The 24,374-nt window shown below is 68.0% G+C and carries 30 protein-coding genes; all 30 read right to left on the reverse strand.

Annotated features, from left to right (window positions below; all coding sequences use genetic code 11):
• Positions 1–4: 4 nt before the first annotated feature.
• The 30 genes from nuoK to OS124_RS0118710 all read right to left on the reverse strand — a co-directional run bounded on the left by nuoK (position 5) and on the right by OS124_RS0118710 (position 24,373).
• Positions 5–310 (reverse strand): NADH-quinone oxidoreductase subunit NuoK, encoded by a 306-nt coding sequence (gene nuoK / locus OS124_RS0118570; RefSeq protein ID WP_010141392.1) that lies wholly within the window; start codon positions 308–310, stop codon positions 5–7.
• Between the two features lie 229 nt (positions 311–539).
• Positions 540–1,148, reverse strand: coding sequence for an NADH-quinone oxidoreductase subunit J (locus OS124_RS0118575; RefSeq protein ID WP_010141393.1), 609 nt, complete (start codon positions 1,146–1,148; stop codon positions 540–542).
• On the reverse strand, positions 1,145–1,552 hold the full coding sequence (locus OS124_RS0118580; RefSeq protein WP_010141394.1) for a carboxymuconolactone decarboxylase family protein: 408 nt from the start codon (positions 1,550–1,552) through the stop codon (positions 1,145–1,147). Before OS124_RS0118580 ends, OS124_RS0118575 begins: the two co-directional genes overlap by 4 nt.
• Positions 1,553–1,591: 39 nt before the next feature.
• A complete protein-coding gene (nuoI, locus tag OS124_RS0118585) occupies positions 1,592–2,086 on the reverse strand; it encodes an NADH-quinone oxidoreductase subunit NuoI (protein WP_010141395.1) in 495 nt (164 codons plus the stop codon).
• A gap of 1 nt (position 2,087) precedes the next feature.
• Positions 2,088–3,128 carry an NADH-quinone oxidoreductase subunit NuoH gene (nuoH, locus tag OS124_RS0118590; protein WP_010141396.1) on the reverse strand — a complete coding sequence of 347 codons (1,041 nt, stop codon included), beginning with the start codon at positions 3,126–3,128 and terminating at the stop codon, positions 2,088–2,090.
• Between the two features lie 6 nt (positions 3,129–3,134).
• Positions 3,135–3,569: a hypothetical protein gene (locus OS124_RS25205; RefSeq protein ID WP_010141397.1), complete on the reverse strand. Its 435-nt coding sequence runs from the start codon at positions 3,567–3,569 to the stop codon at positions 3,135–3,137.
• On the reverse strand, positions 3,566–5,551 hold the full coding sequence (gene nuoG / locus OS124_RS0118600; protein ID WP_010141398.1) for an NADH-quinone oxidoreductase subunit NuoG: 1,986 nt from the start codon (positions 5,549–5,551) through the stop codon (positions 3,566–3,568). Before nuoG ends, OS124_RS25205 begins: the two co-directional genes overlap by 4 nt.
• A 6-nt stretch (positions 5,552–5,557) precedes the next feature.
• The gene (locus OS124_RS0118605; protein ID WP_010141399.1) at positions 5,558–5,983 is read right to left on the reverse strand and encodes a DUF5333 domain-containing protein; all 426 of its coding nucleotides are present in this window, start codon (positions 5,981–5,983) and stop codon (positions 5,558–5,560) included.
• A gap of 104 nt (positions 5,984–6,087) precedes the next feature.
• The gene (locus tag OS124_RS0118610) at positions 6,088–6,588 is read right to left on the reverse strand and encodes a DUF3291 domain-containing protein (protein WP_010141401.1); all 501 of its coding nucleotides are present in this window, start codon (positions 6,586–6,588) and stop codon (positions 6,088–6,090) included.
• Positions 6,582–6,947: a hypothetical protein gene (locus OS124_RS0118615; RefSeq protein ID WP_040607554.1), complete on the reverse strand. Its 366-nt coding sequence runs from the start codon at positions 6,945–6,947 to the stop codon at positions 6,582–6,584. Before OS124_RS0118615 ends, OS124_RS0118610 begins: the two co-directional genes overlap by 7 nt.
• A gap of 7 nt (positions 6,948–6,954) precedes the next feature.
• Positions 6,955–8,256 carry an NADH-quinone oxidoreductase subunit NuoF gene (gene nuoF / locus OS124_RS0118620; protein ID WP_010141403.1) on the reverse strand — a complete coding sequence of 434 codons (1,302 nt, stop codon included), beginning with the start codon at positions 8,254–8,256 and terminating at the stop codon, positions 6,955–6,957.
• 3 nt (positions 8,257–8,259) lie between these two features.
• Positions 8,260–8,496, reverse strand: a complete 237-nt coding sequence (locus tag OS124_RS0118625) for a DUF5337 domain-containing protein (RefSeq protein ID WP_010141404.1) — start codon at positions 8,494–8,496, stop codon at positions 8,260–8,262.
• A gap of 2 nt (positions 8,497–8,498) precedes the next feature.
• Positions 8,499–9,158: a helix-hairpin-helix domain-containing protein gene (locus OS124_RS26225; protein ID WP_010141405.1), complete on the reverse strand. Its 660-nt coding sequence runs from the start codon at positions 9,156–9,158 to the stop codon at positions 8,499–8,501.
• A gap of 12 nt (positions 9,159–9,170) precedes the next feature.
• Positions 9,171–10,352, reverse strand: a complete 1,182-nt coding sequence (locus tag OS124_RS0118635) for an NADH-quinone oxidoreductase subunit E (RefSeq protein WP_010141406.1) — start codon at positions 10,350–10,352, stop codon at positions 9,171–9,173.
• Between the two features lie 102 nt (positions 10,353–10,454).
• A complete protein-coding gene (locus OS124_RS0118640) occupies positions 10,455–10,739 on the reverse strand; it encodes a hypothetical protein (RefSeq protein WP_010141407.1) in 285 nt (94 codons plus the stop codon).
• Positions 10,739–10,900, reverse strand: coding sequence for a hypothetical protein (locus tag OS124_RS27595; RefSeq protein WP_168161493.1), 162 nt, complete (start codon positions 10,898–10,900; stop codon positions 10,739–10,741). The genes OS124_RS0118640 and OS124_RS27595 overlap by 1 nt, the downstream gene beginning before the upstream one ends.
• Positions 10,900–12,114 (reverse strand): NADH-quinone oxidoreductase subunit D, encoded by a 1,215-nt coding sequence (locus tag OS124_RS0118650; RefSeq protein ID WP_010141408.1) that lies wholly within the window; start codon positions 12,112–12,114, stop codon positions 10,900–10,902. Before OS124_RS0118650 ends, OS124_RS27595 begins: the two co-directional genes overlap by 1 nt.
• Entirely contained in the window at positions 12,114–12,734 is a 621-nt protein-coding gene (locus OS124_RS0118655; protein ID WP_010141409.1) for an NADH-quinone oxidoreductase subunit C, read from the reverse strand. Before OS124_RS0118655 ends, OS124_RS0118650 begins: the two co-directional genes overlap by 1 nt.
• Before the next feature lie 15 nt (positions 12,735–12,749).
• A complete protein-coding gene (locus OS124_RS0118660) occupies positions 12,750–13,274 on the reverse strand; it encodes a NuoB/complex I 20 kDa subunit family protein (RefSeq protein WP_029375571.1) in 525 nt (174 codons plus the stop codon).
• Positions 13,274–13,639 (reverse strand): NADH-quinone oxidoreductase subunit A, encoded by a 366-nt coding sequence (locus OS124_RS0118665; protein WP_010141412.1) that lies wholly within the window; start codon positions 13,637–13,639, stop codon positions 13,274–13,276. The genes OS124_RS0118660 and OS124_RS0118665 overlap by 1 nt, the downstream gene beginning before the upstream one ends.
• 357 nt (positions 13,640–13,996) lie before the next feature.
• On the reverse strand, positions 13,997–14,782 hold the full coding sequence (locus tag OS124_RS0118670) for a crotonase/enoyl-CoA hydratase family protein (RefSeq protein ID WP_010141413.1): 786 nt from the start codon (positions 14,780–14,782) through the stop codon (positions 13,997–13,999).
• Positions 14,779–15,627: a hydroxymethylglutaryl-CoA lyase gene (locus OS124_RS0118675; protein WP_010141414.1), complete on the reverse strand. Its 849-nt coding sequence runs from the start codon at positions 15,625–15,627 to the stop codon at positions 14,779–14,781. Before OS124_RS0118675 ends, OS124_RS0118670 begins: the two co-directional genes overlap by 4 nt.
• Before the next feature lie 53 nt (positions 15,628–15,680).
• Positions 15,681–16,361: a glutathione S-transferase family protein gene (locus OS124_RS0118680; protein ID WP_010141415.1), complete on the reverse strand. Its 681-nt coding sequence runs from the start codon at positions 16,359–16,361 to the stop codon at positions 15,681–15,683.
• The gene (locus OS124_RS0118685) at positions 16,358–18,313 is read right to left on the reverse strand and encodes an ATP-binding protein (RefSeq protein WP_010141416.1); all 1,956 of its coding nucleotides are present in this window, start codon (positions 18,311–18,313) and stop codon (positions 16,358–16,360) included. Before OS124_RS0118685 ends, OS124_RS0118680 begins: the two co-directional genes overlap by 4 nt.
• Before the next feature lie 12 nt (positions 18,314–18,325).
• Entirely contained in the window at positions 18,326–18,736 is a 411-nt protein-coding gene (locus OS124_RS28300; RefSeq protein WP_337459433.1) for a hypothetical protein, read from the reverse strand.
• Positions 18,723–19,304, reverse strand: a complete 582-nt coding sequence (locus OS124_RS28305) for a nitronate monooxygenase (protein ID WP_337459434.1) — start codon at positions 19,302–19,304, stop codon at positions 18,723–18,725. Before OS124_RS28305 ends, OS124_RS28300 begins: the two co-directional genes overlap by 14 nt.
• Positions 19,305–19,415: 111 nt before the next feature.
• Positions 19,416–21,017, reverse strand: coding sequence for a carboxyl transferase domain-containing protein (locus OS124_RS0118695; protein WP_010141417.1), 1,602 nt, complete (start codon positions 21,015–21,017; stop codon positions 19,416–19,418).
• A 6-nt stretch (positions 21,018–21,023) separates the two neighbouring features.
• Complete coding sequence (locus tag OS124_RS0118700) at positions 21,024–21,518, reverse strand: lysozyme inhibitor LprI family protein (protein ID WP_010141418.1); 495 nt, start codon at positions 21,516–21,518, stop codon at positions 21,024–21,026.
• A gap of 289 nt (positions 21,519–21,807) precedes the next feature.
• Positions 21,808–22,971 carry an isovaleryl-CoA dehydrogenase gene (locus OS124_RS0118705; protein WP_010141419.1) on the reverse strand — a complete coding sequence of 388 codons (1,164 nt, stop codon included), beginning with the start codon at positions 22,969–22,971 and terminating at the stop codon, positions 21,808–21,810.
• Positions 22,972–23,176: 205 nt separating this feature from the next.
• Positions 23,177–24,373, reverse strand: coding sequence for a DegT/DnrJ/EryC1/StrS family aminotransferase (locus tag OS124_RS0118710; RefSeq protein WP_010141420.1), 1,197 nt, complete (start codon positions 24,371–24,373; stop codon positions 23,177–23,179).
• Position 24,374: the final 1 nt, after the last annotated feature.

Below are 24,374 nucleotides of genomic sequence, written 5' to 3' on the forward strand. Positions count from 1 at the left end.
GGGCTCAGCCTTTCATCACGTTGACGTCTTCCACGGCGATGGTGCCGCGGTTGCGGAAGAAGCAGACGAGGATGGCAAGCCCGATCGCCGCTTCCGCAGCAGCGACAGTCAGAACGAAGAGCGTGAAGACCTGCCCCGCGAGATCCCCGAGGAAGCTGGAGAAGGCGACGAGGTTGATGTTCACCGACAGCAGGATCAGTTCGATGCTCATCAGCAGGATGATGACGTTCTTCCGGTTCAGGAAGATGCCGAAGATGCCGATGACGAAGAGCGCAGCCGCCACCGTCAGGTAATGTTCGATACCGATCATCCGCGGTCTCCTTTCGAATGCGCCTTGCGCGTGCTCTGCCTGGTCCCGAGCATCGCGGGCCCCGTTGCACCCGCGACGAAGATGGCTGTCCAGCTGGCTATGCTCATCGCTGTCCCGTTTCCTTTCCCCGGTCCCTCCGGGGTCACTTGTTAGTGTCAGGCCCCGATTGCGGGGGCCCCGTTTTGCAAGACCCCGGCGCGATGCCGGGGCCAATTCACGGCCGGCGGGGTTACAGCCCCTGCCCCGGCTTCACGTCCTTCAGTTCCATCGCCTTGGCCGGGTCGCGCCACATCTGGTGCAGCACGTTCTGGCGCTTGATGTCCTGGCGGTGGCGCAGGGTCAGCACGATGGCCCCGATCATCGCCACCAGCAGGACAAGGCCCGCCAGCTGGAAGACCAGGAAATACTGTTCATAGATCAGCAGGCCGAGGGCGGCGGTGTTCTGCACCCCCTCGGGCGCAACGGCCAGGCGGGCGGCCTCGGCGGTCTCGGCCTCCGTCCACGAGCCATAGGCGAGGGCGAACTGCATCAGCAGCACGATCCCGATCAGCAGCGCCAGCGGCATGTAGCGCGCCATTTCCGCCTTCAGCGAGGCGAAGTCGACATCCAGCATCATCACCACGAAAAGGAACAGCACCGCCACCGCGCCGACGTAGACGATGATCAGCAGCATGGCCACGAACTCGGCCCCCAGTAGGACGAAGAGCCCCGCCGCCGAGAGGAAGGCCAGGATCAGCCAGAGCACCGAGTGCACCGGGTTGCGGCTGACGACGGTGAACAGACCGCCTGCCAGCAGGCAGAGGGCGAAGAGATAGAAGGAGAAGGCGGCGACGGTCATGTCTCATCATCCTCGTGTTCGTCCATGACCTCTTTCGCCAGCTGGGCGGCCTTGGTCATGGCGGGTATGCCTGCGAACATCGACATCTGTGCGATGGCCTCGGCGATTTCCTGTTTCGTCGCGCCCGCTTCCAGAAGGTGGCGGACGGTGATGCGCAGCTGGCTCTCGGCCTGTGCGCCCTGCATGGTCAGACCCGCGAGGGTCAGGAAGAGCCGGGTCTTGGCGTCCAGCCCCTCCTTGTTGAGGGTGTTGCCGAAGGCAAACTCCATCCACTCCTTGGGCATGGTCGGCCAGAGCTGTTCGAACCCCTTGGGGGTGAAGCTCTCCAGCGCGGGGTTCATGGACTTGGCCATCTCCTGCGCGTGCCGGATGAACATCTCGAAAGGATTGCCGCTGTCAGTCATGGCGCTCCCTTTCCGCTGTCCTATGCCCAGGTGCGCCGCTCATCGGTAGGGTGCATCCAGCTCGAGGTTGCGGGCGATCTCGGCTTCCCAGCGGGCGCCGTTGTCCAGCAGCTTTTCCTTGTCGTAGAACAGCTCTTCCCGCGTCTCGGTGGCGAACTCGAAGTTCGGCCCCTCGACAATGGCATCCACCGGGCAGGCTTCCTGGCAGAAGCCGCAGTAGATGCACTTGGTCATGTCGATGTCGTAGCGCGTGGTCCGGCGCGAGCCGTCCTCGCGCGGTTCGGCGTCGATGGTGATGGCCTGCGCGGGGCAGATCGCCTCGCAGAGCTTGCAGGCGATGCAGCGCTCTTCCCCGTTCGGATAGCGGCGCAGCGCGTGCTCGCCGCGGAAGCGGGGCGACAGCGGCCCCTTCTCATGCGGATAGTTCAGCGTGGCCTTCGGCTTCAGCAGGTATTTGAAGCCCATCCTGAAGCCTTTCAGGATGTCCATCAGCAGGAAGTACTTGGCGGCGCGGGTGTAGTCGACGCTTGCCATATCAGCCTCCAATCATCCAGCGGGCGTAGGCACCGCCGAAGAGTTCGAATTTCGCCAGGAATGCCACCAGCACGACCCAGAAGAGCGACAGCGGCAGGAAGACCTTCCAGCCGATGCGCATCAACTGGTCGTAGCGGTAGCGCGGCACGACGGACTTGGTCATCGCGAAGACGAAGAACACCAGGACGCATTTGCCGAAGAACCACAGGAAGCCGTCGGGCAGGCCCGGGATCGGCGACAGCCAGCCGCCGAAGAACAGCGTGGTGGTCAGGGCGCACATCAGCACGATGGCCACGTATTCGCCGATCATGAACAGCAGGAACGGGGTCGAGCTGTATTCCACCTGGTAGCCGGCCACCAGTTCGGATTCCGCTTCGGGAAGGTCGAAGGGCGGGCGGTTGGTCTCGGCGTGGGCCGAGATCAGGAACAGGAACAGCATCGGGAAGTGCGGCAGCCAGTACCAGCTGAAGATGCCGTAGCCGCCGTCCTGGGCATGCACGATATCGCCGAAGTTCATCGAGCCGGTCGAGATCACGATGCCGATGATGATCAGGCCCAGCGACACCTCGTAGGAGATCATCTGCGCGGCGGACCGGAGCGAGCCGAGGAAGGGATACTTCGAGTTCGACGCCCAGCCCCCCATGATCACGCCGTAGACCTCAAGCGAGGAGACCGCGAAGACATAGAGGATCGCGACGTTGATGTCCGACAGGACCCAGCCGTCATTGAAGGGGATCACCGCCCATGCCACCATTGCCAGCACGAAGCTGAGGATCGGCGCCAGGAAGAAGACGAACTTGTCGGCGCCCGCCGGCACCACGACTTCCTTGGTGATGTATTTCGCGAAGTCCGCGAAGCTCTGCAGCAGGCCGAAGATGCCCACCACGTTGGGGCCGCGGCGCAGCTGCACGGCGGCCCAGATCTTCCGGTCCGCGTAGAGCAGGAAGGCGAGGCACACCAGAAGGGGCACCACGATCAGAAGGACCTGGCCGACTATCAGCAGCAGGATGCCTAGCGGGTTGGAGGTGAAAAACTCAGCCATATGTCCTCACACCGTGGGTATTCCGTTTTCGGCGCAATGCGCCGTGACGACTTCCGCGTCGATCGTCCTCTTGCCGTCCGGCAGGGCCGGCGAGACGGTATAAACCGCATCCGCCTCCCACAGGCCAGAGACCTGGGCGACATTTGTCCGCAGATGTCGTGCAAATCCGTAACCGCGGATCAGCGCATATTGCGCTGCCGCACATTCCGCGTAGTCCGAGACATCCTCGGGCCCGCGCGCGCCGCGCATGGAGACGTGGAAATTCACCAGGTCACCATCCAGCAGGCGGGTTTCGATCCCCTCATAGGTCGGCGCCGGGGCGACCAGCGCGGCGCGGGTCGCGGGCTGCGGCGCGCAGCCCTCCCCGGCACCGGCGCAGGGCATCCCGCAGCCAAGCAGCAGCGCCAGGGCGCCGGAGCCTATGATCAGGGGCAGCTTCATTCCGCCGCCATCGGCGCCGCGGCGCGGTCTGCCGCAATCTTCGACAGCTCTGCCATGACCTCCGACGCGCGGGCGATCGGGTTGGTCAGGTAGAAGTCGCGGATCGGCAGGCGGAAGGTGGCCTCGCCCAGAGTCGCTGCGGGCAGCGGCGTCCAGGTGTTTTCCGGCACCTCGTCGATCTGCGCCAGGTGCGGCACCTCGGCGATCAGCGCCTTGCGCAGCTGCGCGAGGCTGTCGAAGGGCAGCGTGGCGCCCAACTCGGCCGAGAGGGCACGCAGGATGGCCCAGTTCTCTTTCGCCTCGCCGGGGGCGAAACCGGCACGCAGCGCCAGCTGCGGGCGGCCCTCGGTGTTGACGAAGAGACCGTTCTCCTCGGTATAGGCGGCGCCCGGCAGGATCACGTCGGCGCGCATCGCGCCACGGTCGCCATGGCTGCCCTGGTAGATCACGAAGGGCCCCTCGCCGATCTCGACCTCGTCGGCGCCGAGATTGAAGATCACATCCGCATCGTCCAGCGCATCCAGGCCACGCTCGGTCACGGCGCCCACGTCCAGCGCGCCGACGCGCGAGGCGGCGGTGTGCAGCACCAGCATGCGACCGGAGAGCGCCTGCGCGGCGGCCAGCACGGCAGCACCGTCGGCCTCGTTCAGCGCGCCCTGGCCCACGATCACGATGGCATCCTCACCGACCTTCAGATCGGCCAGGGCCGAGCGGCCGGTGCCGGCATGGGTGTGATCATAGGTCAGGTCGGCGGCGGCGCCGACCAGCGTGACATTGGCGCCATGCAGCCAGGCCTTGCGGATACGGGCGTTCAGCACCGGCGCCTCGACGGCGGGGTTGGTGCCGATCAGCACGATCTCCTTCGCGCCGTCGATCTCCTCGATCGCCACGTTGCCGACATAGGCCGAGCGGTTGTCGGCAGGCAGCTTCGCGCGGTCGGTGCGGCATTCGACGACACCGCCCTGCCCCTCGATCAGCGCCTTCAGCGCATAGACGGCCTCGACCGGGGCCAGATCCCCGACCAGCGCGGCGAGGTTCTTGGCGCCCTTCACGGCGGAAACGGTGGCGGCCAGGGCCTCGGGCCAGGTCGCGGGCTTCAGCTTGCCGTCGATGCGCACATAGGGGCGGTCAAGGCGCTGGCGGCGCAGCCCGTCCCAGACGAAGCGCGTCTTGTCGGAAATCCATTCCTCGTTCACGCCGTCATGGTTGCGCGGCAGGATGCGCATCACTTCGCGGCCCTTGGTGTCGACCCGGATGTTGGAGCCGAGCGCATCCATCACGTCGATGGTCTCGGTCTTGGACAGTTCCCACGGACGGGCCGTGAAGCTGTAGGGCTTGGAGACCAGCGCACCGACCGGGCAGAGGTCGATGATATTGCCCTGCAGGTTCGAGTTCAGCGTCTCGTTGAGATAGCTGGTGATCTCGGCGTCCTCGCCACGACCGGTCTGGCCCATCTGCGAAATGCCGGCGACCTCGGTGGTGAAGCGGACACAGCGGGTGCAGGAGATGCAGCGCGTCATGTGGGTCTCGACCAGCGGGCCCAGGTTCAGGTCATCGGTGGCGCGCTTGGCCTCGCGATAGCGCGAGAAGTCGACACCATAGGCCATCGCCTGGTCCTGCAGGTCGCATTCGCCGCCCTGGTCGCAGATCGGGCAGTCGAGGGGGTGGTTGATCAGGAGGAACTCCATCACCCCCTCGCGGGCCTTCTTGACCATGGGCGACTTGGTCTTCACCACCGGCGGCTGACCTTCCGGCCCGGGCCGCAGGTCGCGCACCTGCATTGCGCAGGACGCCGCGGGCTTGGGCGGGCCGCCGACCACTTCGACAAGACACATCCGGCAGTTGCCGGCAATCGACAGCCGCTCGTGGTAGCAGAAGCGCGGCACCTCGACACCGGCCTGCTCGCAGGCCTGGATCAGGGTCAGGGCCGGATCGACCTCGACCTCCTGGTCGTCGATGATGATCTTGCGAAGGTCAGACATGGGTGCTCACTTTTCTTTCAAGAGGGCGCCGATCTGGCTGTTCCGCGCGATCTCGGCCTTGCCGAGACTGCACAGATCCACCGGGTTCTCGGGGTCCAGTCCTTGGGATTTCACGTAGGTTTCGCCGCGGGCGCGCATCCGTGCCTTCGCTTCGGAAGAATTCACGTAGGCGTCGATCTCGTCCTTCGAATATCCGAGGGAGCGGGCGCGGGAGTTGAGGTCGTTCAGCAGCAGCAGCCCCTTGAGGTTGCGCGGCGCGATCCGCTCGCAGCGGTCGCTGATCTCGATCGCCAGCGCCACCGAGAAGAGCGGGCCGTCGATCTCGCGCACTTCGCTGAGCGGCGGCAGCGCCGCGGTATTGGCCCGGGCCGTGCCGGTCAGGGCCAGCGAGGCGGCGAGGAAGCTGGCGGAGATGAGGGTGGCGATACGCATGGGATGTCCTTTCTGCGCGGGAGGTTTCCCCCGCAGAGCGGCCATCACCCGGCTGCTATTCAATAGCAACCGTGCGCCATCGCCTCGGATGAGAGCCGGAACGCTCATGCCGCCTCCCCGCCGCAGGCGTGTTTCTGCCAAAGCCCCTGCTCGCGCAGCCAGGCCCAGCTAAAGGCATGATCCGAGGCGCCGTTCGCGCGCAGGTGCTCCAACCGCTCCAGCGCCTCGTCCAGAGAAGGCTGGTGGCCTTCGGGCACCCACCACATGACGAAATGCATCTGTCCCAGCACCTCGAACCACTCGGCCCGGCGCTCGTAGAACTGCCGGTGCACGGTGTTCCAGACGAAATGCTCCAGGCTGGGAAGGTCTTCCCAGACGGTGAGATTCGCCACGAAGCGGGGATCCCCGCCGATCGCGTTCTCGGTGTTGCCGGTGCCGGGTTCCCCCGACCCCTCCATCATCCAGACGAAGCCGGGCATGCGCTTGCCCAGACCGTTCACACGGTCGAGCGCGCCCATGAACTCGGCCACGCGCGGGTCGTCCGTCTCGGCGACAAGGCGGCCCACGTTCAGCTCCGCCAGATGATATCCGGGGCGGGTCACCATCCGCGGCACACCCCGCTGAAGACCAGGTCACCGCCCGAGAACTGAAGCGCCTCATCCGGGGCATCCGGACCGTTCATCCAGTCGATGCGGGACGAGCCGAAGCGCTCGATGCAGTGGTTGGCGGCCTCGTAGCGGCCCGCGTCACGGGCACCGGCGAGGCTCTTCGAGGCATCCCGCACGGTGACGACGAAATTCGCCGGCGTGTCCTTCTCCGCCGCCAGGCTCATGCGGAAGTACTGGCCATCGAAGACCGGCCGGCTGCTCTTGCTCAGCGCCTGGGAACGGCTGCAGGCCGACAGGGCCAGCGCAGCGCAGAGGGCAAGGCCGATCACGCGAAGGGGGGTCTGGATCCGGGTCATCTGCATCTCACTCCGCTGCGGTCAGGATGGTGGTCGAGCGGCCGGTCTTCTGGCGCTTGATGCGGTCCTCGATCTCGTCGCGGAAGTGACGGATCAGACCCTGGATCGGCCAGGCGGCGGCATCGCCGAGCGCGCAGATGGTGTGGCCCTCGACCTGCTTGGTCACGTCCAGCAGCATGTCGATCTCTTCCGGCTCGGCCTGGCCGGTGACCAGGCGGTCCATGACCCGCATCATCCAGCCCGTGCCTTCGCGGCAGGGGGTGCACTGGCCGCAGCTCTCGTGCTTGAAGAACTTCGACAGGCGCCAGACGGCCTTCACCACGTCCACCGAGTTGTCCATGACGATCATGCAGCCGGTGCCGAAGCTGGACTGGTTCTGACGCATCCAGTCGAAATCGAAGATCGCGTCTTCCAGCTTGTCCTTGGGCAGCACCGGGCAGGAGGCGCCGCCGGGGATGATGGCCTTCAGATTGTCCCAGCCGCCGCGCACGCCGCCGCCGTGGTGCTCGATGATCTCGCGCACCGAGAGCGACATCTGCTCTTCGAAGACGCAGGGGTTGTTCACGTGGCCGGTCAGCGCCATCAGCTTGGTACCGGCGTTGTTCGGACGCCCGAACGAGCTGAACCACTCGGGCCCACGACGCAGGATGGTCGGCACCACGGCGATGGATTCGACGTTGTTCACCGTGGTCGGGCAGCCGTAGAGGCCGGCACCGGCGGGGAACGGAGGCTTCATCCGGGGCATGCCCTTCTTGCCTTCCAGGCTTTCGATCAGCGCCGTCTCTTCGCCGCAGATGTAGGCCCCTGCCCCGTGGTGCAGGAAGACGTCGAAAGAATAGCCGGACTTGCAGGCGTTCTTGCCGATCAGACCCGCATCATAGGCCTCGTCGATGGCGGCCTGCAGGGCCTCCTTCTCGCGGATGTATTCGCCGCGGATGTAGATGTAGGCGGCAACCGCGTTCATCGCGAAACCGGCGATCAGGCAGCCCTCGACCAGCGTGTGCGGGTCGTGGCGCATGATCTCGCGGTCCTTGCAGGTCGCGGGTTCGGATTCATCGGCATTGACCACCAGGTAGGCGGGACGGCCGTCGCTTTCCTTCGGCATGAAGGACCACTTCAGGCCGGTCGGGAAGCCTGCGCCGCCCCGGCCGCGCAGCCCGCTGTCCTTCACCTGCTGGATGATCCAGTCGCGCCCGTTGGCAAGGATGCCTGCGGTGCCATCCCAATGGCCACGAGCCTGCGCGCCTTTCAGCGTGCGGTCGTTCATGCCGTAGAGATTGGTAAAGATACGATCCTGATCCTTGAGCATGTCTTACCCTTTGTCATTCCGGCGCGCGCGCCAGATCTGCGCCACCACCACCAGCGCCCAGACGAAGGCGGCAATGGCGGCAAAATCGAAGAGGAAGACGAAACGCTCCGGCAGGCCAAGCTGGCCCCCGAGAACCTGGAGACCCAACCAGAGCACCATGGTCGCGGCGATCACCACCGCCACCATGCGCCCCTTGCGGGCCAGTTCCAGTTCCCTGGCTCTGTCTTCCACCATCTCCATCCTCACTCCGCCCGTTCGGCGGCTTCGAGGTCCTGCGCCTGCGCGATCCAGCCATCCCGGCCGATCCGCCCGCGGGCGCCCTTCACGTTCTCTTCCACCCAGGCCACGTCGGCCTCGCTCCAGCGGGCGATCTGCGCGAAGCTGCGGATGCCCGCCTCTTCCAGCGCCTGGGCCAGTTTCGGCCCCACACCCTTCAACCGCTGCAGGTCATCTGCCGGACCGGAGGCCTGGGCGATGATCTCCTGAGCTGCGGGAGAGGCCACCGCAGAGGCCACTTCCGGCGCGGCTTCGGGGGCCTCCCCGGAAACGACGGCCTCGGGCAGAGCGGCCCCGGCCTTGGGGGTTTTCGGCTGCGGTGCCTCGGCGTTGCCGGACTCGGCCCCGTCGACCGGCGTCGCGGCCTGCGGCTGCATCTCACCGGCAGGCGCCGCCACCGCCTCGCGCGTTTCGCGACCCGAGGCCTGGACGGGGCCCTGCCCCGCCGCGCCCTCGCAGATGAAGCGGTTCAGCAGGATCACCAGCAGGCCACCGGCCACGAGGGCCACCAGCAGCGCGCCGAGGAAGCCAAACGGGCCGGTCAGCGCGATGAGCAGCACAAGCGCCAGGGCAGCGCCAAGCGCCAGCCCCACCGTCCTGCACAGATCATTGCTCATCCCGGCCATCGCCCTGTTTCCTTACTTCTCGTCGTCGTAGACGCCGCCGTCCTTCACCCGCTTGGCAAAGTCGGTCTCTTCACCGGCAGCCAGCGCCCGCGCCTGGCCGACCCAGTCGTCGCGGCTGACACGGCCCTTGAAGCCCACCAGGTTCTGATCGGCCCAGGCAACCTGCGCAGCGCTCCAGGCGGCGATCTGGTCGAAGTGATAGACCCCGATGCCGTTCAGCACGCCTTCCAGCTTGGGGCCGACGCCGGAAATCTGCTTGAGGTTGTCGGCCTTGCCGTCGCGGGGGGCGTCCAGCGCCTCGGGCTTCTCGCCCGCGCCCGCAGCTTCCACATCGGCGGCAGAGACCGCCGGCGCGGCGGCCTCGGGCTTGCCCGTGGGCGTCGCCTCGGCTTCCTGCTTGGTGGCACCGGCCTTCGAGACCGGGGTGTCGGCGGCGGGTTTCGGTTCCTTCTTGACCACCGGCTTGGTGGCCGGGCCTTCCGGCTTCTGGTCGCGCCAGGGGGTGAGCAGCGGCACTTCGGTGCCGTCGATGCGCTTGATCCCGTCGCCGATCTCGACCGCGCGGGCCACCGAGGCGTTGTACTGGGTGCGGCCGCTTTCCCATTCGGTCAGCGCCACCAGACCGGCCAGCGGTTCCGAAGAGAACCGGCCGTTCTGCGGACCCGGCACCGGCACCTCGCCAGCGGCCAGCCTGTCGAGCAGGTCGCCCAGCTTCTCGGCGGTCAGGTCCTCGTAGTAGTCCTTGCCGATCTGGGCCATGGGCGCATTGGCGCAGGCGCCGAGGCACTCGACCTCTTCCCAGGAGAACTTGCCGTCCGCCGACAGCTCATGCGGCTTCGGGTTGATCTTGTCCTTGCAGACCGAGATCAGGTCCTCGGCGCCGCAGATCATGCAGGTCGTGGTGCCACAGATCTGGATATGCGCGACCGAGCCGACCGGCTGCAGCTGGAACATGAAATAGAAGGTCGCCACCTCGAGCACGCGGATCGAGGCCATGTCCAGCATGTCCGCCACGTATTCGATGGCGGGCTTGCTGAGCCAGCCTTCCTGTTCCTGGGCCCGCCACAGCAGCGGGATCACCGCCGAAGCCTGACGGCCCTCGGGGTACTTCGAGATCTGGCCCTCGGCCCACTTCAGGTTCGCCTCGGTGAAGGCGAAGCTTTCGGGTTGTTCTTGGTGCAGGCGTCTCAGCATCGGCTCAGGTCCCGTCCTTTACTCTCTGTTCGCGGGTCAGACCCGCCGCGGCCCCTCGGGCCATTCATCCGCGCGGGGCAGCCGCCCCGCCTGCCGCCGGTGTCAGGCGGCACAGTCTCCGACCACGAGCTGGACCGCGCCATCCGGCAGCGAGACCGCTTCGCCCGTGGCGATCTTGTATTGCGCCATCTCGACGGCCTGCTCGCGGTTCAGCCCGGTCTGCAGCTCGACCGGCAGGTAGTCCCGCTCGGTGCGCAGCACGCAGCCGACCGAGGCGACGGCATCGTTGAAATTGTCGGCGGCGCCCGCCGGCATGTTCTCGGGCATCGACATGGCGCAGCCGGCCAGGGCCAGGGCGGCGATCGGCAGAAGGTTCCGCAGCGCCATCACAGGTACCCCCGCGCAATATCCATCAGCACGGCCACGGCAGCGCCGATCACGGCCCCGACCACAAGCCGCGAGCTGCCCCTTGCGCCCAGCACCGCCAGCACGCCGCAGACCGCGCCGACCAGCAGCTGCCAGAGCGAAATGGTCACTGAGCCCAGCATCACCGGTCGACCTCGCCGAAGACGATGTCCATGGTGCCGATGATGGCCGCGACATCCGCCAGCTGGTGGCCCGATGCGACGTGATCCATCGCCTGCAGGTGCAGGAAGCCCGGCGCGCGCAGCTTGGCGCGGTAGGGCTTGTTGGTGCCATCGGCCACCAGGTAGACGCCGAATTCGCCCTTGGGTGCCTCGACGGCGGCATAGACCTCACCCGCCGGGACGTGGAAGCCCTCGGTGTAGAGCTTGAAGTGGTGGATGAGCGCCTCCATCGAGGTCTTCATCTCACCGCGCTTGGGCGGGGTCAGCTTGCCGCGCGCCAGCACGTCGCCGGGCGTCTCGCGCAGCTTGACGATGGCCTGGCGCATGATCTTCACGCTCTCGCGCATCTCGGCCATGCGGCAGAGGTAGCGGTCGTAGCAGTCGCCGTTCTTGCCGACGGGGATCTTGAAATCGAACTCGTCGTAGCATTCGTAGGGCTGCGCACGACGCAGGTCCCAGGGCAGGCCCGAGCCGCGCACCATGACGCCCGAGAAGCCCCAGTCGAGGATCTCTTGCTCGGTCACCACGCCGATGTCGACGTTGCGCTGCTTGAAGATCCGGTTCTCAGTCAGCAGGCTGTCGATGTCGTCGAGCTTGGCGGGGAATTCGATCGCCCATTCCTCGATGTCGTCGATCAGCTTGTCGGTCAGGTCCTGGTGGACGCCGCCGGGCCGGAAGTAGGCGGCGTGGAAGCGCGCGCCCGAGGCCCGTTCGTAGAAGATGCACAGGTCTTCACGCGGCTCGAAGCCCCAGAGCGGCGGGGTCAGCGCGCCGACGTCCATCGCCTGGGTCGTCACGTTCAGCAGGTGGTTCAGGATCCGCCCGATCTCGCAGAACAGGACACGGATCAGCGAGGCCCGGCGCGGGATCACGGTGCCGGTCAGCTTCTCGATGGCGAGGCACCAGGCATGTTCCTGGTTCATCGGCGCCACGTAATCCAGCCGGTCCATGTAGGGCAGGTTCTGGAGGTAGGTGCGGCTTTCCATCAGCTTCTCGGTGCCGCGGTGCAGCAGGCCGATGTGCGGATCGCAACGCTCGACGATCTCGCCGTCAAGCTCCAGCACGAGGCGCAGCACGCCGTGTGCCGCCGGGTGCTGGGGCCCGAAGTTGATGTTGAAGTTGCGGATCTGCTGTTCGCCCGTCTGAGCGTCGTCAAAACCCTTGGAGCCGTCCATCACTTCGCCTCCTCTTTCTTCTCGCCGGGCTTCTCGTCCCCGGGAAGAATGTACTCGGCCCCCTCCCAGGGGGACATGAAATCGAACTGGCGGTACTCCTGGACCAGCTTGACCGGCTCGTAGACGACGCGCTTCTGCACTTCGTCGTAACGCACTTCGGTATAGCCGGTGGTCGGGAAGTCCTTGCGCAGCGGGTGGCCGCGGAAGCCGTAGTCCGTCAGGATGCGGCGCAGGTCCGGGTGGCCCGAGAAGACGATGCCGAACATGTCGAAGACCTCGCGCTCGAACCAGTTGGCCGAGGGGTGCACCGAGGTGATCGAGGGCACCATCTCGTCGTCACGCACCGCGAGACGCAGGCGGACGCGCTGGTTCGTGTACATCGACAGGAAGTGGTAGACCACGTCGAAGCGCTTGGCGCGTTCGGGGTAGTCCACCGCCGTGATGTCGACCAGCGACGAGAACTTGCACGAATTGTCGGTGCGCAGGAACTCGACGAAGCCCACGATGTTCGAGGGCGTCACGTCGATGTTCAGCTCGCCGAAGGCGATATCCCAGCCGGCGACGCAATCGGGCCGCCGCAGCTCGATATGGGCACCCAGTTCCTTCAGAGCTTCGCTCATGATTTCCCCCTGCCCTTAGCGTACCAGAGTGCCGGTGCGGCGGATCTTCCGCGCCAGCTGAAGAATGCCGTAGACCAGCGCCTCGGCGGTCGGAGGGCAGCCGGGGACATAGATGTCCACGGGCACGATCCGGTCGCAGCCGCGCACCACGGAATAGGAATAGTGATAGTAGCCGCCGCCATTGGCGCAGGAGCCCATCGAGATGACGTAGCGCGGCTCGGGCATCTGGTCGTAGACCTTGCGCAGCGCGGGGGCCATCTTGTTGGTCAGCGTGCCGGCGACGATCATCACGTCGGACTGGCGCGGCGAGGCGCGCGGCGCGGTGCCGAAACGCTCGATGTCGTAGCGCGGCATCGAGGTGTGCATCATCTCGACGGCGCAGCAGGCCAGGCCGAAGGTCATCCAGTGCAGAGAGCCGGTCCGCGCCCAGGTGATCAGGTCTTCGGCCGAGGTCAGCAGGAAGCCCTTGTCCTGCAGTTCCCGGTTCAGCGCCTGGGTGGCGACTTCCTTGTCCGCACCGGCGGTGTTGGCAGAGGTCATCACTCCCATTCCAGGGCTCCCTTTTTCCATTCGTAGGCAAAGCCGATGGTCAGCACGCCGAGGAAGACCATCATCGACCAGAAGCCGACCATGGAGATATCCTTGAAGGCCACGGCCCAGGGGAAGAGCATCGCGATTTCGAGATCGAAGATGATGAAGAGAATCGAGACCAGGTAGAAGCGGACGTCGAACTTCATCCGGGCGTCATCGAAGGCGTTGAAGCCGCATTCGTAGGCGCTGACTTTTTCGGGATCAGGGTTGCGGACGGCAATGATCAGGGCGGCGAGGATCAGGACCAGGCCAAGGACGATCGCGACCGCGAGAAAGATGAGGATGGGAAGATATTCCCGCAGCATCTCTTCCACGAATGGCTCCTTTCATGGGCGGCGGGGGTCCGCTGAGGGACCCTCAAGGCTAGGTCGCGTTTTACGCCTGCCCCCCGGCAGGGTCAACCGAAGCCGCGCGTTTTACACGGTTAGCAGAGAGCCCCAGGAGCGTTGAAAAACAGTTGAATAGCATGGATTTGATCAGCCGCGGGACCGTTAACGCTGCGTTGCCGCATGGATGGTGAAACCCAACGGAATCACTCGGATATTCCTTACGGAATCAATCGGATTTCCGCCGTCCACCGGGACAGGAGGAAAAACCGACCTTAGGTCAATGACATGGCCGCCCCCCGGCGGAACGACGTTCCACCGAAGCCGCCCGGGCCGGAACGCCGGTCAGCTCTGCCAGTGCGGCTTGCGGCGGTCGAAGAAGGCGGCGATGCCCTCCCGGGCTTCCCGGCCCTCCCAGCAGGCGACCAGTTCGTCGATACTATGGTCGATATCGGCGGCGGAGGGCGGATTGCCCAGCCTTCGGGCAAGCACCTTTGCGCGGGCGACAGCCCCGGGGGCGGTCTGCAGGATCGGTGCAAGGGCACTCTCGATGGCCGCATCGAGATCCGCAGGCGCCACCACGCCGGCCAGCAGGTCGAGGCGCAGGGCCTCGTCGGTGCCGAAACGGGCCCCCTGGAAGAAGATCCGCCGGGCGCCAGCCGGTCCGGTACGGGCGACGACATAGGGGCCGATGGTGGCGGGGATCAGGCCCAGGCGGGTCTCGGTCAGGGCCATCTGCACCGGGGTCGCGGCGAAGGCCTGGTCGCAGCAGGCCACCAGCCCCACCCCGCCGCCGAAGCAATTGCCCTGCACCCGCCCGATCAGCGGCTTGGGCAGGGCATCCAGCGCGCCCAGCATCCCGGCCAGCGCCCGCGCCTCGCGGCGGCGGGTCGGCGCATCGGCCTCCATCTGGTCGCGCATCCAGCCGAGGTCACCCCCGGCGCAGAAGGTCTCGCCCTCGGCGGCCAGCACCACGGCGCGGATGCCCTCGTCGCCGCCCAGCTCTTCCGCCGCCTGCGTCAGCTCGACAATCATCTCTGCGGACATGGCATTGTGCTTCTCGGGCCGTGCCAGCCACAGCCAGGCCACGCCGCGCGCCTCGCGCTCGATCCGGATCGTCTGATAGCTCATGTCCTCATCCCCCTTGCCATGATCGCCGCCTCTTCCAGCACCTTGCTGTCCAGGCCCGTCTCGTAGCCGCGTCGCTCCAGATGCGCCGCCAGCGCGCCGGTGGCGACATTGCCCGCCGCGCCGGGCGCATAGGGGCAGCCGCCCAGCCCCCCGACCGAGGCATCGAAAATACGCACCCCCTGGGCAAGTGCCGCATCGACATTGGCCAGCGCATGGCCCGCCGTGTCGTGGAAATGGCCCGCCACCTGCTCGACCGGGATCTCGTGCAGCACCGCCGAGAGCATCGCCGCCACCGCCTCGGGCTGCGCCCGGCCCAGGGTTTCGCCCAGCGAGATCTCGGTGCAGCCCATGTCGAACAGCTCGGCCGCGACACGGGCCACGGCGGCCGGCGCCACGGGGCCGTCATAGGGGCAATCCGTCACGCAGGAGACATAGCCCCGCACCCGCAGCCCCGCCGCGCGGGCCCTCTCGACCACCGGGCGGAACCGGTCGAGGCTTTCGTCGATCGAGGCGTTGATATTGGCGCGGCTGAAGCCTTCCGAGGCGGCGCCGAAGACCGCCACCTCGCCCGCCCCTGCCGCCAGAGCATCGTCAAGCCCGCGCAGGTTGGGCGTCAGCGCGGTATAGAGCACCCCGGGAGCGCGGGTGATCCCGGCCAGCACCTCGGCGCTGCCGGCCATCTGCGGCACCCACTTCGGGCTGACGAAACTGGCGCATTCGATGCGGCGGAACCCGGCCCGGGACAGGCAGTCGACCAGCGCCACCTTCTCGGCCACCGGGATGGCGCGGGCCTCGTTCTGCAGCCCGTCGCGCGGGCCGACCTCGACGATCTCGACTTTTTCCATGCCCGCTTCTCCTCCTTCGGGACAACGTCAGCCGACGGGCCTAACCGATGGGCCTAGCCAACGGGCGGCACCTCGGCGGGCCGGTCATAAAAGGCCCGGTCATACAGCCCGGTGCCCGGCTCGGGCAGCGACGCCCGGAAGGCGGGCCGCTCGGTGATCCGGGCGAACCAGGCGGCGGTTTCGGGAAAGCCCTGAAGGTCGGTGAAATGCAGCGCCATCCAGACCGCCTGGCCAAGCGCGACATCCGCCGCCGAGAAGCCCGAGGTCAGCAGGTAGTCGCGGTTCTCGACCGGGGTCGACAGGCGCCCCTCGATGGCCGCGAAGCACTTCTTCAGCCGCGCCACCTCGATCTTCATCACGGTCGGAGAGCGCTGCCAGTCCTCGTAGAGGATGACGTGCTGCTGCGTCAGCGCCGCCGCATGCTGCGAGACGGTCTCGGCGAAGTGCAGCCAGACCAGCCAGTCGGGACGGTCGAGGTCGCCCTGCAGCCGTCCCAGCCCCCGGGCCGGGAAGCGTTCGCAGAGGATCTCGATGATCGCGAGGCTCTCGAAATACGTCTCTCCGTCCAGTTCCAGCGCCGGCACGCGACCCGCGGGCGAAGCCACCAGGTAGTCGGGCTGGCGCAGCGAGGCATCGAAGGCACGGATCGAGATGTCGAAGGGTTCGCCCAGTTCGTTGAGCAGCCAGAGGACCCGCATCGAGCGGGTTCCGGCACAGTGGTGCAGGGTGATCATGCCGTGGCCTCCTCCTCGGATTCGAGGCGGATCAGGGCGGCACCGGCCTCGACCTGGCTGCCCTCGGGCAGCAGGATCTCGGCGATGACACCGTCTCGCGGGGCGCTCAGCGCATGTTCCATCTTCATGGCCTCGAGGATAGCCAGCGGCTGGCCCGCTGCAACCCTGTCGCCCGCAGCGGCGGACAGGCGGCGCAACAGACCCGGCATCGGGGCAAGGATGATCTCGCCGCCCGGCCCCTCGGCGGCCTCGGCGCCGGGGCGCAGGATCTCGACAAGGCGCGGCGCGCCGTCAAACAGGGTGATGCGGTCGCCCGAGAGGTGCCAGGCCGGGGCGTAGTGGCCCGCGATCTGCCAGGCTCCGGCCCAGCTGAGCGTGTGGCGAGCCTCGCCCAGGGCCACGACATGACACTCGGGGGCCGGGATCTCGACGCTGGCCAGCACCTCGTCGTCACCGGCGCGCAGGCGGACCTGGTGGCGCAGGGGGGACCAGAGGCTGAAGCCGCGCCGGGCTGCGGGCGGTCCGGCCAGGCCGAGGGCGATCAGCGCTGCCCAGGCCAGGTCGGCACCACTCACACCCGCGGGGGCACAGAGCTGCGCCGCGCCGCGTTCGATCAGCCCGGTATCCAGCTGGCCGGCGCGCACCTGCGGATCGGCCAGCAGCGCCTGAAGGAAGCCGAGGTTGGTGGTGCAGTCCGCCAGCTCGACCTGCCGCAGCCCCGAGAGCAGGCGCTGGAAGGCGATCTCCCGCGTGGGACCATGGGCGATCAGCTTGGCGATCATCGGATCATAGTGCGGCGAGATCTCGTCGCCCTCCCGCACGCCGGTATCGACCCGGAGGCCCTCGGGGAAGGAGAGCCGCTCCAGCCGCCCGGTCGCGGGCAGGAAGCCCGCCGCCGCATCCTCGGCATAGAGGCGCGCCTCGACCGCATGGCCGGACAGGCCGATCTGGTCCTGCTGCAACGGCAGCCCCTCACCCGCGGCCAGCCGGATCTGCCATTCCACCAGGTCCAGCCCGGTGACCGCCTCGGTAACGGGATGTTCGACCTGCAGGCGGGTGTTCATCTCCATGAACCAGAAGCCGTCGGGGCGCAGCCCGTCCGAGCCGTCGGCGATGAATTCCACCGTGCCGGCACCGCGATAGCCGATGGCCTCGGCGGCGCGGCAGGCGGCCTTGGTCATGGCGGCGCGGGTCTCGGGCGGGATGTCGGGCGCCGGGGCCTCCTCGATCACCTTCTGGTGGCGGCGCTGAAGCGAACAGTCCCGTTCATAGAGATGCACCGCGCGGATCCCGTCCCCGAAGACCTGCACCTCGACATGGCGGGGGTCGCGGATCAGCTTCTCGACCAGCATGGCGGGATTGCCGAAGGCGCCCTGCGCCTCGGCCTGCGCGGCGGCGAGCGCGGAGGTGAAATCCTCGGGCCGGTCGACCCGACGCATCCCCTTGCCGCCGCCCCCGGCCACGGCCTTCAGCAGGACGGGATAGCCGATGCGCCCGGCCTCGGCGGCCAGATGGGAAGGATCCTGATTGTCGCCGTGATAGCCCGGCACGACGGGCACCCCTGCCTCCTCCATCAGCGCCTTGGCGGCGCCCTTCAGGCCCATGGCGCGGATCGCCTGCGCCGAGGGGCCGATGAAGGTGATCCCCGCCGCGTCCAGCGCCTCGACGAAATCCGGGTTCTCGGACAGGAAGCCATAGCCCGGATGCACCGCCTGCGCGCCCGTGGCCTGCGCCGCCGCGACGATGCGGTCGATGCGCAGGTAGCTTTCGGACGGAGCCGCGCCGCCGAGGCAGACCACCTCGTCGGCCATGGCCACATGCCGCGCCTGCCGGTCGGCGTCGGAGCAGACGGCGACGGTGGAAATCCCCATGGCACGGGCCGAGGCGATGACCCGGCAGGCGATCTCGCCCCGGTTTGCCACGAGGATCTTGTCGAAAAGCCGCTCAGCCATGCCGTGCCTCCTTCATGTCCTTTGCCAGCCGCCGCCCAGCAGCGCCTCGGCCTCGGTGACCATGCCGGTCAGGATCTCTGCCGCCGGGCGGATCCGGTGCAGCAGCCCGATGCCCTCGCCGACGATCGGGCCGGCGATGTCCGCATCGCCCTCTGCTGCCGCCGCTCGCCAGCGCGCCAGCGCCTGCGCGTCGGCGGCCAGGGCGTCAAGCCGCCCCTCCCAGTCCTCCTGGAAGGGGGTGCGCATGCCGCGCAGGTCGAAGCCCTCGGGCCAGTCGATCCCCCGCGCCACGTCCCAGAGATGGGACCGGTAAGTCGCATCCCCCGAGGCCGCCATGGCCGCCCGTCGCTGCCCCTCGGGCACCAGCGCCTCGTCCGAAGCCCAGAAGGCGGTGCCGCAAAGCACACCCTCAGCCCCCAGCATCAGCGCCGCCGCAAGGCCGCGCCCGTCGGCGATGCCACCGGCGGGCCAGCAGCAGTACCTCGGGCGCCTCGCGGGCCAGCAGGTCGGCCAGCTCGGCCACCAGAGAGAAGGTGCCCCGGCGCGCGCCATGGCCACCGGCCTCGCTGCCCTGGGCGACCAGCGCCACCGCCCCGGCGGAGAGCGCGGCGCGCGCCTGCGCCAGGTCCTGCACCTGCGCCATCACCGGCACCCCGGCGTCCTGCGCCATTGCGGCAAAGCGCGCCATCTCGCCGAACGACAGGAACAGCACCGCCGGATCGCGCGCCAGCACCTCGGCCAGCAGGGCCTCGCCCGGGGCGCCGGCCTGCGCCAGCTTCCAGCTGATGAAACCCATGCCGGTGCGCGCATTGCCCGCCTCGGCCAGCTCGTGCCGGATCCAGTCGGCCTCGCCGTAGCCACCGCCGATCAGCCCAAGCCCCCCGGCGCCCGAGACCGCCGCCGCCAGCCGCCCCCCCGCCACCCGGGCCATGGGGGCGGAAACGACCGGATGGTCGATCCCGAATCTCTCTGTCAGTCGTGTGCGGATCATCCTGCCTTCCTCCGGGACGGGCGCGGCGCCCTGCCCCTGTCAGCTTGCGTCGGACGGGCGCGCGGCCTGACCGGGGCGGCGCCCCCTGCCCCGGGCGCGCCCCGCGCGACATCACATGCGGAACACGCCAAAGCGGCTCTCCCCGATCGGGGCGTTCATCGCCGCCGCAAGGCTCAGCCCCAGCACGTCGCGACTGCGGCGCGGGTCGATCACCCCGTCATCCCAGAGCCGCGCCGAGGCATAGAGCGGATGGCTCTGCCGTGCGAACTGCTCCTGCATGGGGCGCTTGAACTCGGCCTCCTCGGCCTCGGACCAGTCGACGCCCTTGCGCTCGAGCGCCTGCCGGCGCACCTGCGCCAGCACCCCCGCCGCCTGATCGCCGCCCATGACGGCGATGCGCGAGTTGGGCCAGGTCCACAGGAAGCGGGGGCTGTAGGCCCGCCCCGCCATGCCGTAGTTCCCCGCCCCGTAGGAGCCGCCGACCACCATGGTCAGCTTCGGCACCGAGGTGCAGGAGACCGCCGCCACCAGCTTGGCACCATGCCGGGCAATCCCCTCGGCCTCGTACTTCCGCCCGACCATGAAGCCGGTGATGTTCTGCAGGAACAGCAGCGGGATCTTCCGCATCGAGCAGAGCTCGACGAAATGCGCACCCTTCACGGCGCTTTCGGAGAACAGCACGCCGTTGTTGGCGATGATGCCCACGGGCCAGCCGTCGATATGGGCGAAGCCGCAGACCAGCGTCTCGCCGAAGCGCGCCTTGAATTCCTCGAAGCGGGACCCGTCGACCAGCCGCGCGATGACCTCGCGCACATCATAGGGGATCTTCGGATCCGCCGGAACGACGCCCAGAAGCTCTGCCGGGTCGTAGGCCGGGTCCTCAGGGGCGATGCGGGTCACCTGCGGCGCCACGCTGTTCAGCGCCGCCACCTGGGCGCGGGCCAGAGCGAGGGCGTGGGCGTCGTCCTCGGCCAGGATATCCGCCACGCCGGAGAGCCGGGTGTGCAGGTCGCCGCCGCCAAGGTCCTCGGCGGTCACCACCTCGCCAGTTGCGGCCTTCACCAGCGGCGGCCCGGCCAGGAAGATCGTCCCCTGGTCGCGCACGATGATCGTCACGTCCGACATGGCCGGCACATAGGCGCCCCCGGCGGTGCAGGAGCCCATGACCACGGCGATCTGCGCGATCCCCTTGGCGGACATCCGCGCCTGGTTGTAGAAGATGCGCCCGAAGTGGTCGCGGTCGGGGAAGACCTCGTCCTGGTTGGGCAGGTTCGCCCCGCCGCTGTCGACAAGGTAGACGCAGGGTAGATGGTTCTGTTCGGCGATCTCCTGGGCGCGCAGGTGCTTCTTCACCGTGATCGGGTAATAGGTGCCGCCCTTCACCGTCGCGTCGTTGCAAAGCACCATGACCTGCTGCCCGGCGACCTGTCCGATGCCGGCGATGATCCCGCCGCCGGGCGAGGCGCCGTCATAAAGATCATGCCCCGCCGTCGCGCCAACTTCGAGGAAAGGAGAGCCCGGGTCCAGCAGCCCCGCCACCCGGTCGCGCGGCAACATCTTGCCGCGGGATGCGTGGCGGGCGCGGGCACTCTCTCCGCCCCCCGCCGCGGCCAGCTCTGCCGCCGCGCGGATCTCGGCCAACGCGGCTTCATGGGCGGCAAGATTGGCGCGGAAGTCCTCCGAGCCGGTGAGGATCTGCGAAGCCAGTTTCATCTGCCCTCAGCCCTCCGACCAGGCGGTATCGAGATAAAGGGCCTGCTCCCCGGTCATCCGCATCAGGCAGGATACCGCAGCCGGCCCGGCGCCGGTGCCGCCGCCCCATTGACTGCCCTCGAAGGCGCAGGTTGCGTCGCGGAAGGCGATCCAGGCGCGCTGCATGTCGCGCAGGGCGGTTTCGGTGCCGCCGGGCCCGCCAGCGGCATCGAAGTCCCCCGCGCGCTGGCGCAAGGCGCCGTAGCGCGCGTTCAGGATCCCGTCCCAGTAGTCCCGTTCACGATCAAGGCAGCCCCCCATGCCGACGGTGGAATACCCCCCCTCGCTGGTCTCCATGCAGAGCTCCGCGGAGCGCCCGATACAGCCGCGCGGGTCGCCGCCCTCGTCCACCTGCGCCAGGCAGGACTCGGTCGCCTCGTCGGAATAAGTCAGCTCCTGCGCCATCGCGGGGCCGGCAGGCACGGCAAGCGCCGCCAGCAGGATCATCCATGTCTTCATCATCTCGTTCCCATCTCCTTGCGCGGGACATGCCGCGCCGGGTTCCGGGGGTGCCGGATCCCATCGCCCGGACCTGCCCGGTCACCACGCCCTGCGACAGGCAGAGCCCGTGCCTCGCCGACCCGACAAGGCCCTGAGCCGGATATAGGGCTGGCCGCGGCCCCGTCCGGTGGGACCCGGGTAGGGTCGCCATGCCCCGGGTCCGAACCGTCCGCTCCGCCGAGACCGGTCAGCCCGGGGCCGATCCTTGCGGCGCGACCACGTCCGATACCGGCAGGGGCGCCTCCAGGGATCATGTCATCGCCGCCATCAGCTCGCGCCCGATCAGCATCCGGCGGATCTCCGAGGTGCCTGCGCCGATCTCCATCAGCTTGGCATCGCGGAACAGCCGCGCCACCGGCGCATCGGCAAGGAAGCCAGCCCCGCCAAGCGCCTGCACTGCCTGATGGGCCACCACCATCGCCTCTTCGCTGGCATAGAGCACGCAACCCGCCGCATCGGCGCGCGTCACCTCGCCCCGGTCGCAGGCCCGGGCCACCTCGTAGACATAGGCGCGGGCCGAGTTCAGCTTGACGTACATGTCGGCGATCTTGCCCTGCATCAGCTGGAAATTCCCGATCGGCTGGCCGAACTGGCGGCGCTCGGCGACATAGGGCATGACCTCGTCGAGGCAGGCCGCCATGATCCCGGTGCCGATCCCCGAGAGCACCACGCGCTCGTAATCGAGGCCCGACATCAGCACCGCGACGCCCCGCCCCTCTTCGCCCAGCACGTTCTCGAAGGGCACCTCGACATTGTCGAAGATCAGCTCGGCGGTGTTGGAACCCCGCATCCCCAGCTTGTCGAAATGCGGCGAGGTGCTGAACCCGGCCATGCTCTTCTCGATCAGGAAGGCCGTCATGCCCTTGCTGCCCGCCTCGGGGTCGGTCTTGGCATAGACCACCAGCGTGTCGGCATCGGGGCCGTTGGTGATCCAGTACTTGTTGCCGTTCAGCACATAGCGGTCGTTCTTCTTCTCGGCCCGCAGCTTCATCGAGACCACGTCCGACCCCGCCCCGGGTTCCGACATCGCCAGCGCGCCGACATGTTCGCCCGAGATCAACCCGGGCAGATACCGGCGCTTCTGTTCTTCGGTGCCGTTCAGCTTGATCTGGTTGACGCAGAGGTTGGAATGGGCGCCATAGCTGAGAGAGACCGAGGCCGAGGCCCGCGCGATCTCTTCCACCGCGACCACATGGGCCAGGTAGCCAAGGCCGGTGCCGCCGTACTCTTCCCCGACGGTCAGGCCCAGCAGGCCCATGTCCCCCATCTCGCGCCAGAGCGCGGCGGGAAATGCGTTGCTGGCGTCGATCTCGGCGGCCAGCGGTTTCACCCGGGCCTGGGCCCAGTCATGCACGGCCTCGCGCAGGGCATTCACGTCCTCGCCAAGATCCATGCGGAGCGATGCGGTGAACATCGGGCTCCTCCTTCCCATATGAACACTCGTTCACCCTAGGAGGCTCCTGCCCCCGCCGTCAAGCGGCGCGCGCGGACAGGCGGACCGCCGCCGGCCCCGGGCCTGACGGCGATTTCACCCTGAAATCGCATGGGATCGCTTGCGCCGCAGGCGCGCGACTGGGTCACGCCCGACCAGAGGGGACGCAACGTCAGGCAGGAAGCGCTCAGCCCCGGGCCTGGTAGACTGCTCCGACCTCTGCCCGGATGATCCGCGCCAGTTGGGCGCAGTCTTTCAGGCTGAAGGTCAGCGGCAGGCGCATGTCCATCAGCCCCGAGAGCACCCGGTCGGTCTGCGGCATCGGCGCATGCTCCGCGTAGCGCCAGCTGTCGTAGCGCGAGGTGAAGCCCAGGGGCTCGGCGGCACCGAACCATTTCAGCTCGACCCCCCGCGCGGCGCAACGCGACAGGACCTCGCGCACCGCCTCCTCGGCCCAGCCGGGCAGCAGGAACTGGATCGACGAGCCGACATAGGTCTCGGCCTCGGGCCGCTCGACGATCTTCAGGCCCGGGGTGCCGCGCAGCCCTTCCTCGACCACGCCGTAGCGCGCGTTCCAGGCCGCGCATTGCGCCCCGAGCGTCCTCAGCTGCGGGCGCAGCACCGCCGCGCGCAGGTTGTCCATCCGCCCCGAGATGTTCGGGGTCTCGTATTTCACCCGCTCGAAGACCTCCGGCCCCGGCGCCGCAAGGTGGCGCCCGTACAGCATGTAGCTGCCCGACAGGATGATCGCCCGCGCCGCGACCTCGGCGTCATCGGTGATCAGGAAACCGCCCTCACCCGAGTTCATGTGCTTGTAGGTCTGGGTCGAGTAGCAACCGACCAGCCCCTGCCGCCCCGAGGCCTGCCCGTTCCAGGCCGCCCCCATGGTGTGGGCGCAGTCCTCGACCACCTTGACGCCCGCCGCGTCGCAGATCGCCATCAGCCGGTCCATGTCGCAGAGATGGCCGCGCATGTGCGACAGCAGCAGCACCCGCGCCGCGCCGATCTTGGCCTGAAGGTCATCGAGGTCGATCACCAGGTCCTCGGTCACCTCCACATAGACCGGGCGCCCGCCGACAGCGGCAATGGCGCCCGGCACCGGGGCCAGGGTGAAGGCATTGGTCAGCACCGGCTCGCCCGGCCTCACCCCGACCGCACGCAGCGCCGTGGTGATCGCGATCCCGCCCGAGCCGGTGGCCAAGGCATACCGTGCCCCCGTCAGCTCGGCGAACTCCTTCTCCAGCAGCGCCACCTCACCCACTTCGTCAGGCAGGGTGTTGTAGCGGTGCAGACGGCCTGAGCGCATGACGCGGACGGCGGCCTCGATCGCCTCTTCGGGGATCGGCTCCTGCTGGGTGAAACTGCCGGTGAAACGCTCGCTCATG

It is taken from the genome of Oceanicola sp. S124 (assembly GCF_000220565.1).
In the GTDB taxonomy this organism is placed as follows: domain Bacteria; phylum Pseudomonadota; class Alphaproteobacteria; order Rhodobacterales; family Rhodobacteraceae; genus Pseudooceanicola.

Excerpts from the sequence above, each read along its gene's own strand:
- nuoI (WP_010141395.1), bottom strand. The coding sequence starts at position 2,086 with ATGGCAAGCGTCGACTACACCCGCGCCGCCAAGTACTTCCTGCTGATG.
- OS124_RS0118605 (WP_010141399.1), bottom strand. The coding sequence starts at position 5,983 with ATGCGTATCGCCACCCTCATCTCCGCCAGCTTCCTCGCCGCCTCGCTG.
- OS124_RS0118610 (WP_010141401.1), bottom strand. The coding sequence starts at position 6,588 with ATGGTGACCCGCCCCGGATATCATCTGGCGGAGCTGAACGTGGGCCGC.
- nuoF (WP_010141403.1), bottom strand. The coding sequence starts at position 8,256 with ATGCTCAAGGATCAGGATCGTATCTTTACCAATCTCTACGGCATGAAC.
- OS124_RS0118635 (WP_010141406.1), bottom strand. The coding sequence starts at position 10,352 with ATGCTGAGACGCCTGCACCAAGAACAACCCGAAAGCTTCGCCTTCACC.
- nuoK (WP_010141392.1), bottom strand. The coding sequence starts at position 310 with ATGATCGGTATCGAACATTACCTGACGGTGGCGGCTGCGCTCTTCGTC.
- OS124_RS0118710 (WP_010141420.1), bottom strand. The coding sequence starts at position 24,373 with ATGAGCGAGCGTTTCACCGGCAGTTTCACCCAGCAGGAGCCGATCCCC.
- OS124_RS0118695 (WP_010141417.1), bottom strand. The coding sequence starts at position 21,017 with ATGAAACTGGCTTCGCAGATCCTCACCGGCTCGGAGGACTTCCGCGCC.
- OS124_RS0118640 (WP_010141407.1), bottom strand. The coding sequence starts at position 10,739 with ATGGCGCTGCGGAACCTTCTGCCGATCGCCGCCCTGGCCCTGGCCGGC.
- OS124_RS0118685 (WP_010141416.1), bottom strand. The coding sequence starts at position 18,313 with ATGGCTGAGCGGCTTTTCGACAAGATCCTCGTGGCAAACCGGGGCGAG.
- OS124_RS0118655 (WP_010141409.1), bottom strand. The coding sequence starts at position 12,734 with ATGAGCGAAGCTCTGAAGGAACTGGGTGCCCATATCGAGCTGCGGCGG.
- OS124_RS0118670 (WP_010141413.1), bottom strand. The coding sequence starts at position 14,782 with ATGAGCTATCAGACGATCCGGATCGAGCGCGAGGCGCGCGGCGTGGCC.
- OS124_RS0118700 (WP_010141418.1), bottom strand. The coding sequence starts at position 21,518 with ATGATGAAGACATGGATGATCCTGCTGGCGGCGCTTGCCGTGCCTGCC.
- OS124_RS0118650 (WP_010141408.1), bottom strand. The coding sequence starts at position 12,114 with ATGGACGGCTCCAAGGGTTTTGACGACGCTCAGACGGGCGAACAGCAG.
- OS124_RS0118705 (WP_010141419.1), bottom strand. The coding sequence starts at position 22,971 with ATGTTCACCGCATCGCTCCGCATGGATCTTGGCGAGGACGTGAATGCC.
- OS124_RS0118580 (WP_010141394.1), bottom strand. The coding sequence starts at position 1,552 with ATGACTGACAGCGGCAATCCTTTCGAGATGTTCATCCGGCACGCGCAG.
- OS124_RS0118675 (WP_010141414.1), bottom strand. The coding sequence starts at position 15,627 with ATGGAAAAAGTCGAGATCGTCGAGGTCGGCCCGCGCGACGGGCTGCAG.
- nuoH (WP_010141396.1), bottom strand. The coding sequence starts at position 3,128 with ATGGCTGAGTTTTTCACCTCCAACCCGCTAGGCATCCTGCTGCTGATA.
- OS124_RS27595 (WP_168161493.1), bottom strand. The coding sequence starts at position 10,900 with ATGCTGGGCTCAGTGACCATTTCGCTCTGGCAGCTGCTGGTCGGCGCG.
- OS124_RS0118680 (WP_010141415.1), bottom strand. The coding sequence starts at position 16,361 with ATGATCACCCTGCACCACTGTGCCGGAACCCGCTCGATGCGGGTCCTC.
- OS124_RS0118615 (WP_040607554.1), bottom strand. The coding sequence starts at position 6,947 with ATGACCCGGATCCAGACCCCCCTTCGCGTGATCGGCCTTGCCCTCTGC.
- OS124_RS0118625 (WP_010141404.1), bottom strand. The coding sequence starts at position 8,496 with ATGGAGATGGTGGAAGACAGAGCCAGGGAACTGGAACTGGCCCGCAAG.
- OS124_RS25205 (WP_010141397.1), bottom strand. The coding sequence starts at position 3,569 with ATGAAGCTGCCCCTGATCATAGGCTCCGGCGCCCTGGCGCTGCTGCTT.
- OS124_RS28300 (WP_337459433.1), bottom strand. The coding sequence starts at position 18,736 with ATGCTGGGGGCTGAGGGTGTGCTTTGCGGCACCGCCTTCTGGGCTTCG.
- OS124_RS0118660 (WP_029375571.1), bottom strand. The coding sequence starts at position 13,274 with ATGACCTCTGCCAACACCGCCGGTGCGGACAAGGAAGTCGCCACCCAG.
- OS124_RS26225 (WP_010141405.1), bottom strand. The coding sequence starts at position 9,158 with ATGGCCGGGATGAGCAATGATCTGTGCAGGACGGTGGGGCTGGCGCTT.
- OS124_RS0118575 (WP_010141393.1), bottom strand. The coding sequence starts at position 1,148 with ATGACCGTCGCCGCCTTCTCCTTCTATCTCTTCGCCCTCTGCCTGCTG.
- nuoG (WP_010141398.1), bottom strand. The coding sequence starts at position 5,551 with ATGTCTGACCTTCGCAAGATCATCATCGACGACCAGGAGGTCGAGGTC.
- OS124_RS28305 (WP_337459434.1), bottom strand. The coding sequence starts at position 19,304 with ATGATCCGCACACGACTGACAGAGAGATTCGGGATCGACCATCCGGTC.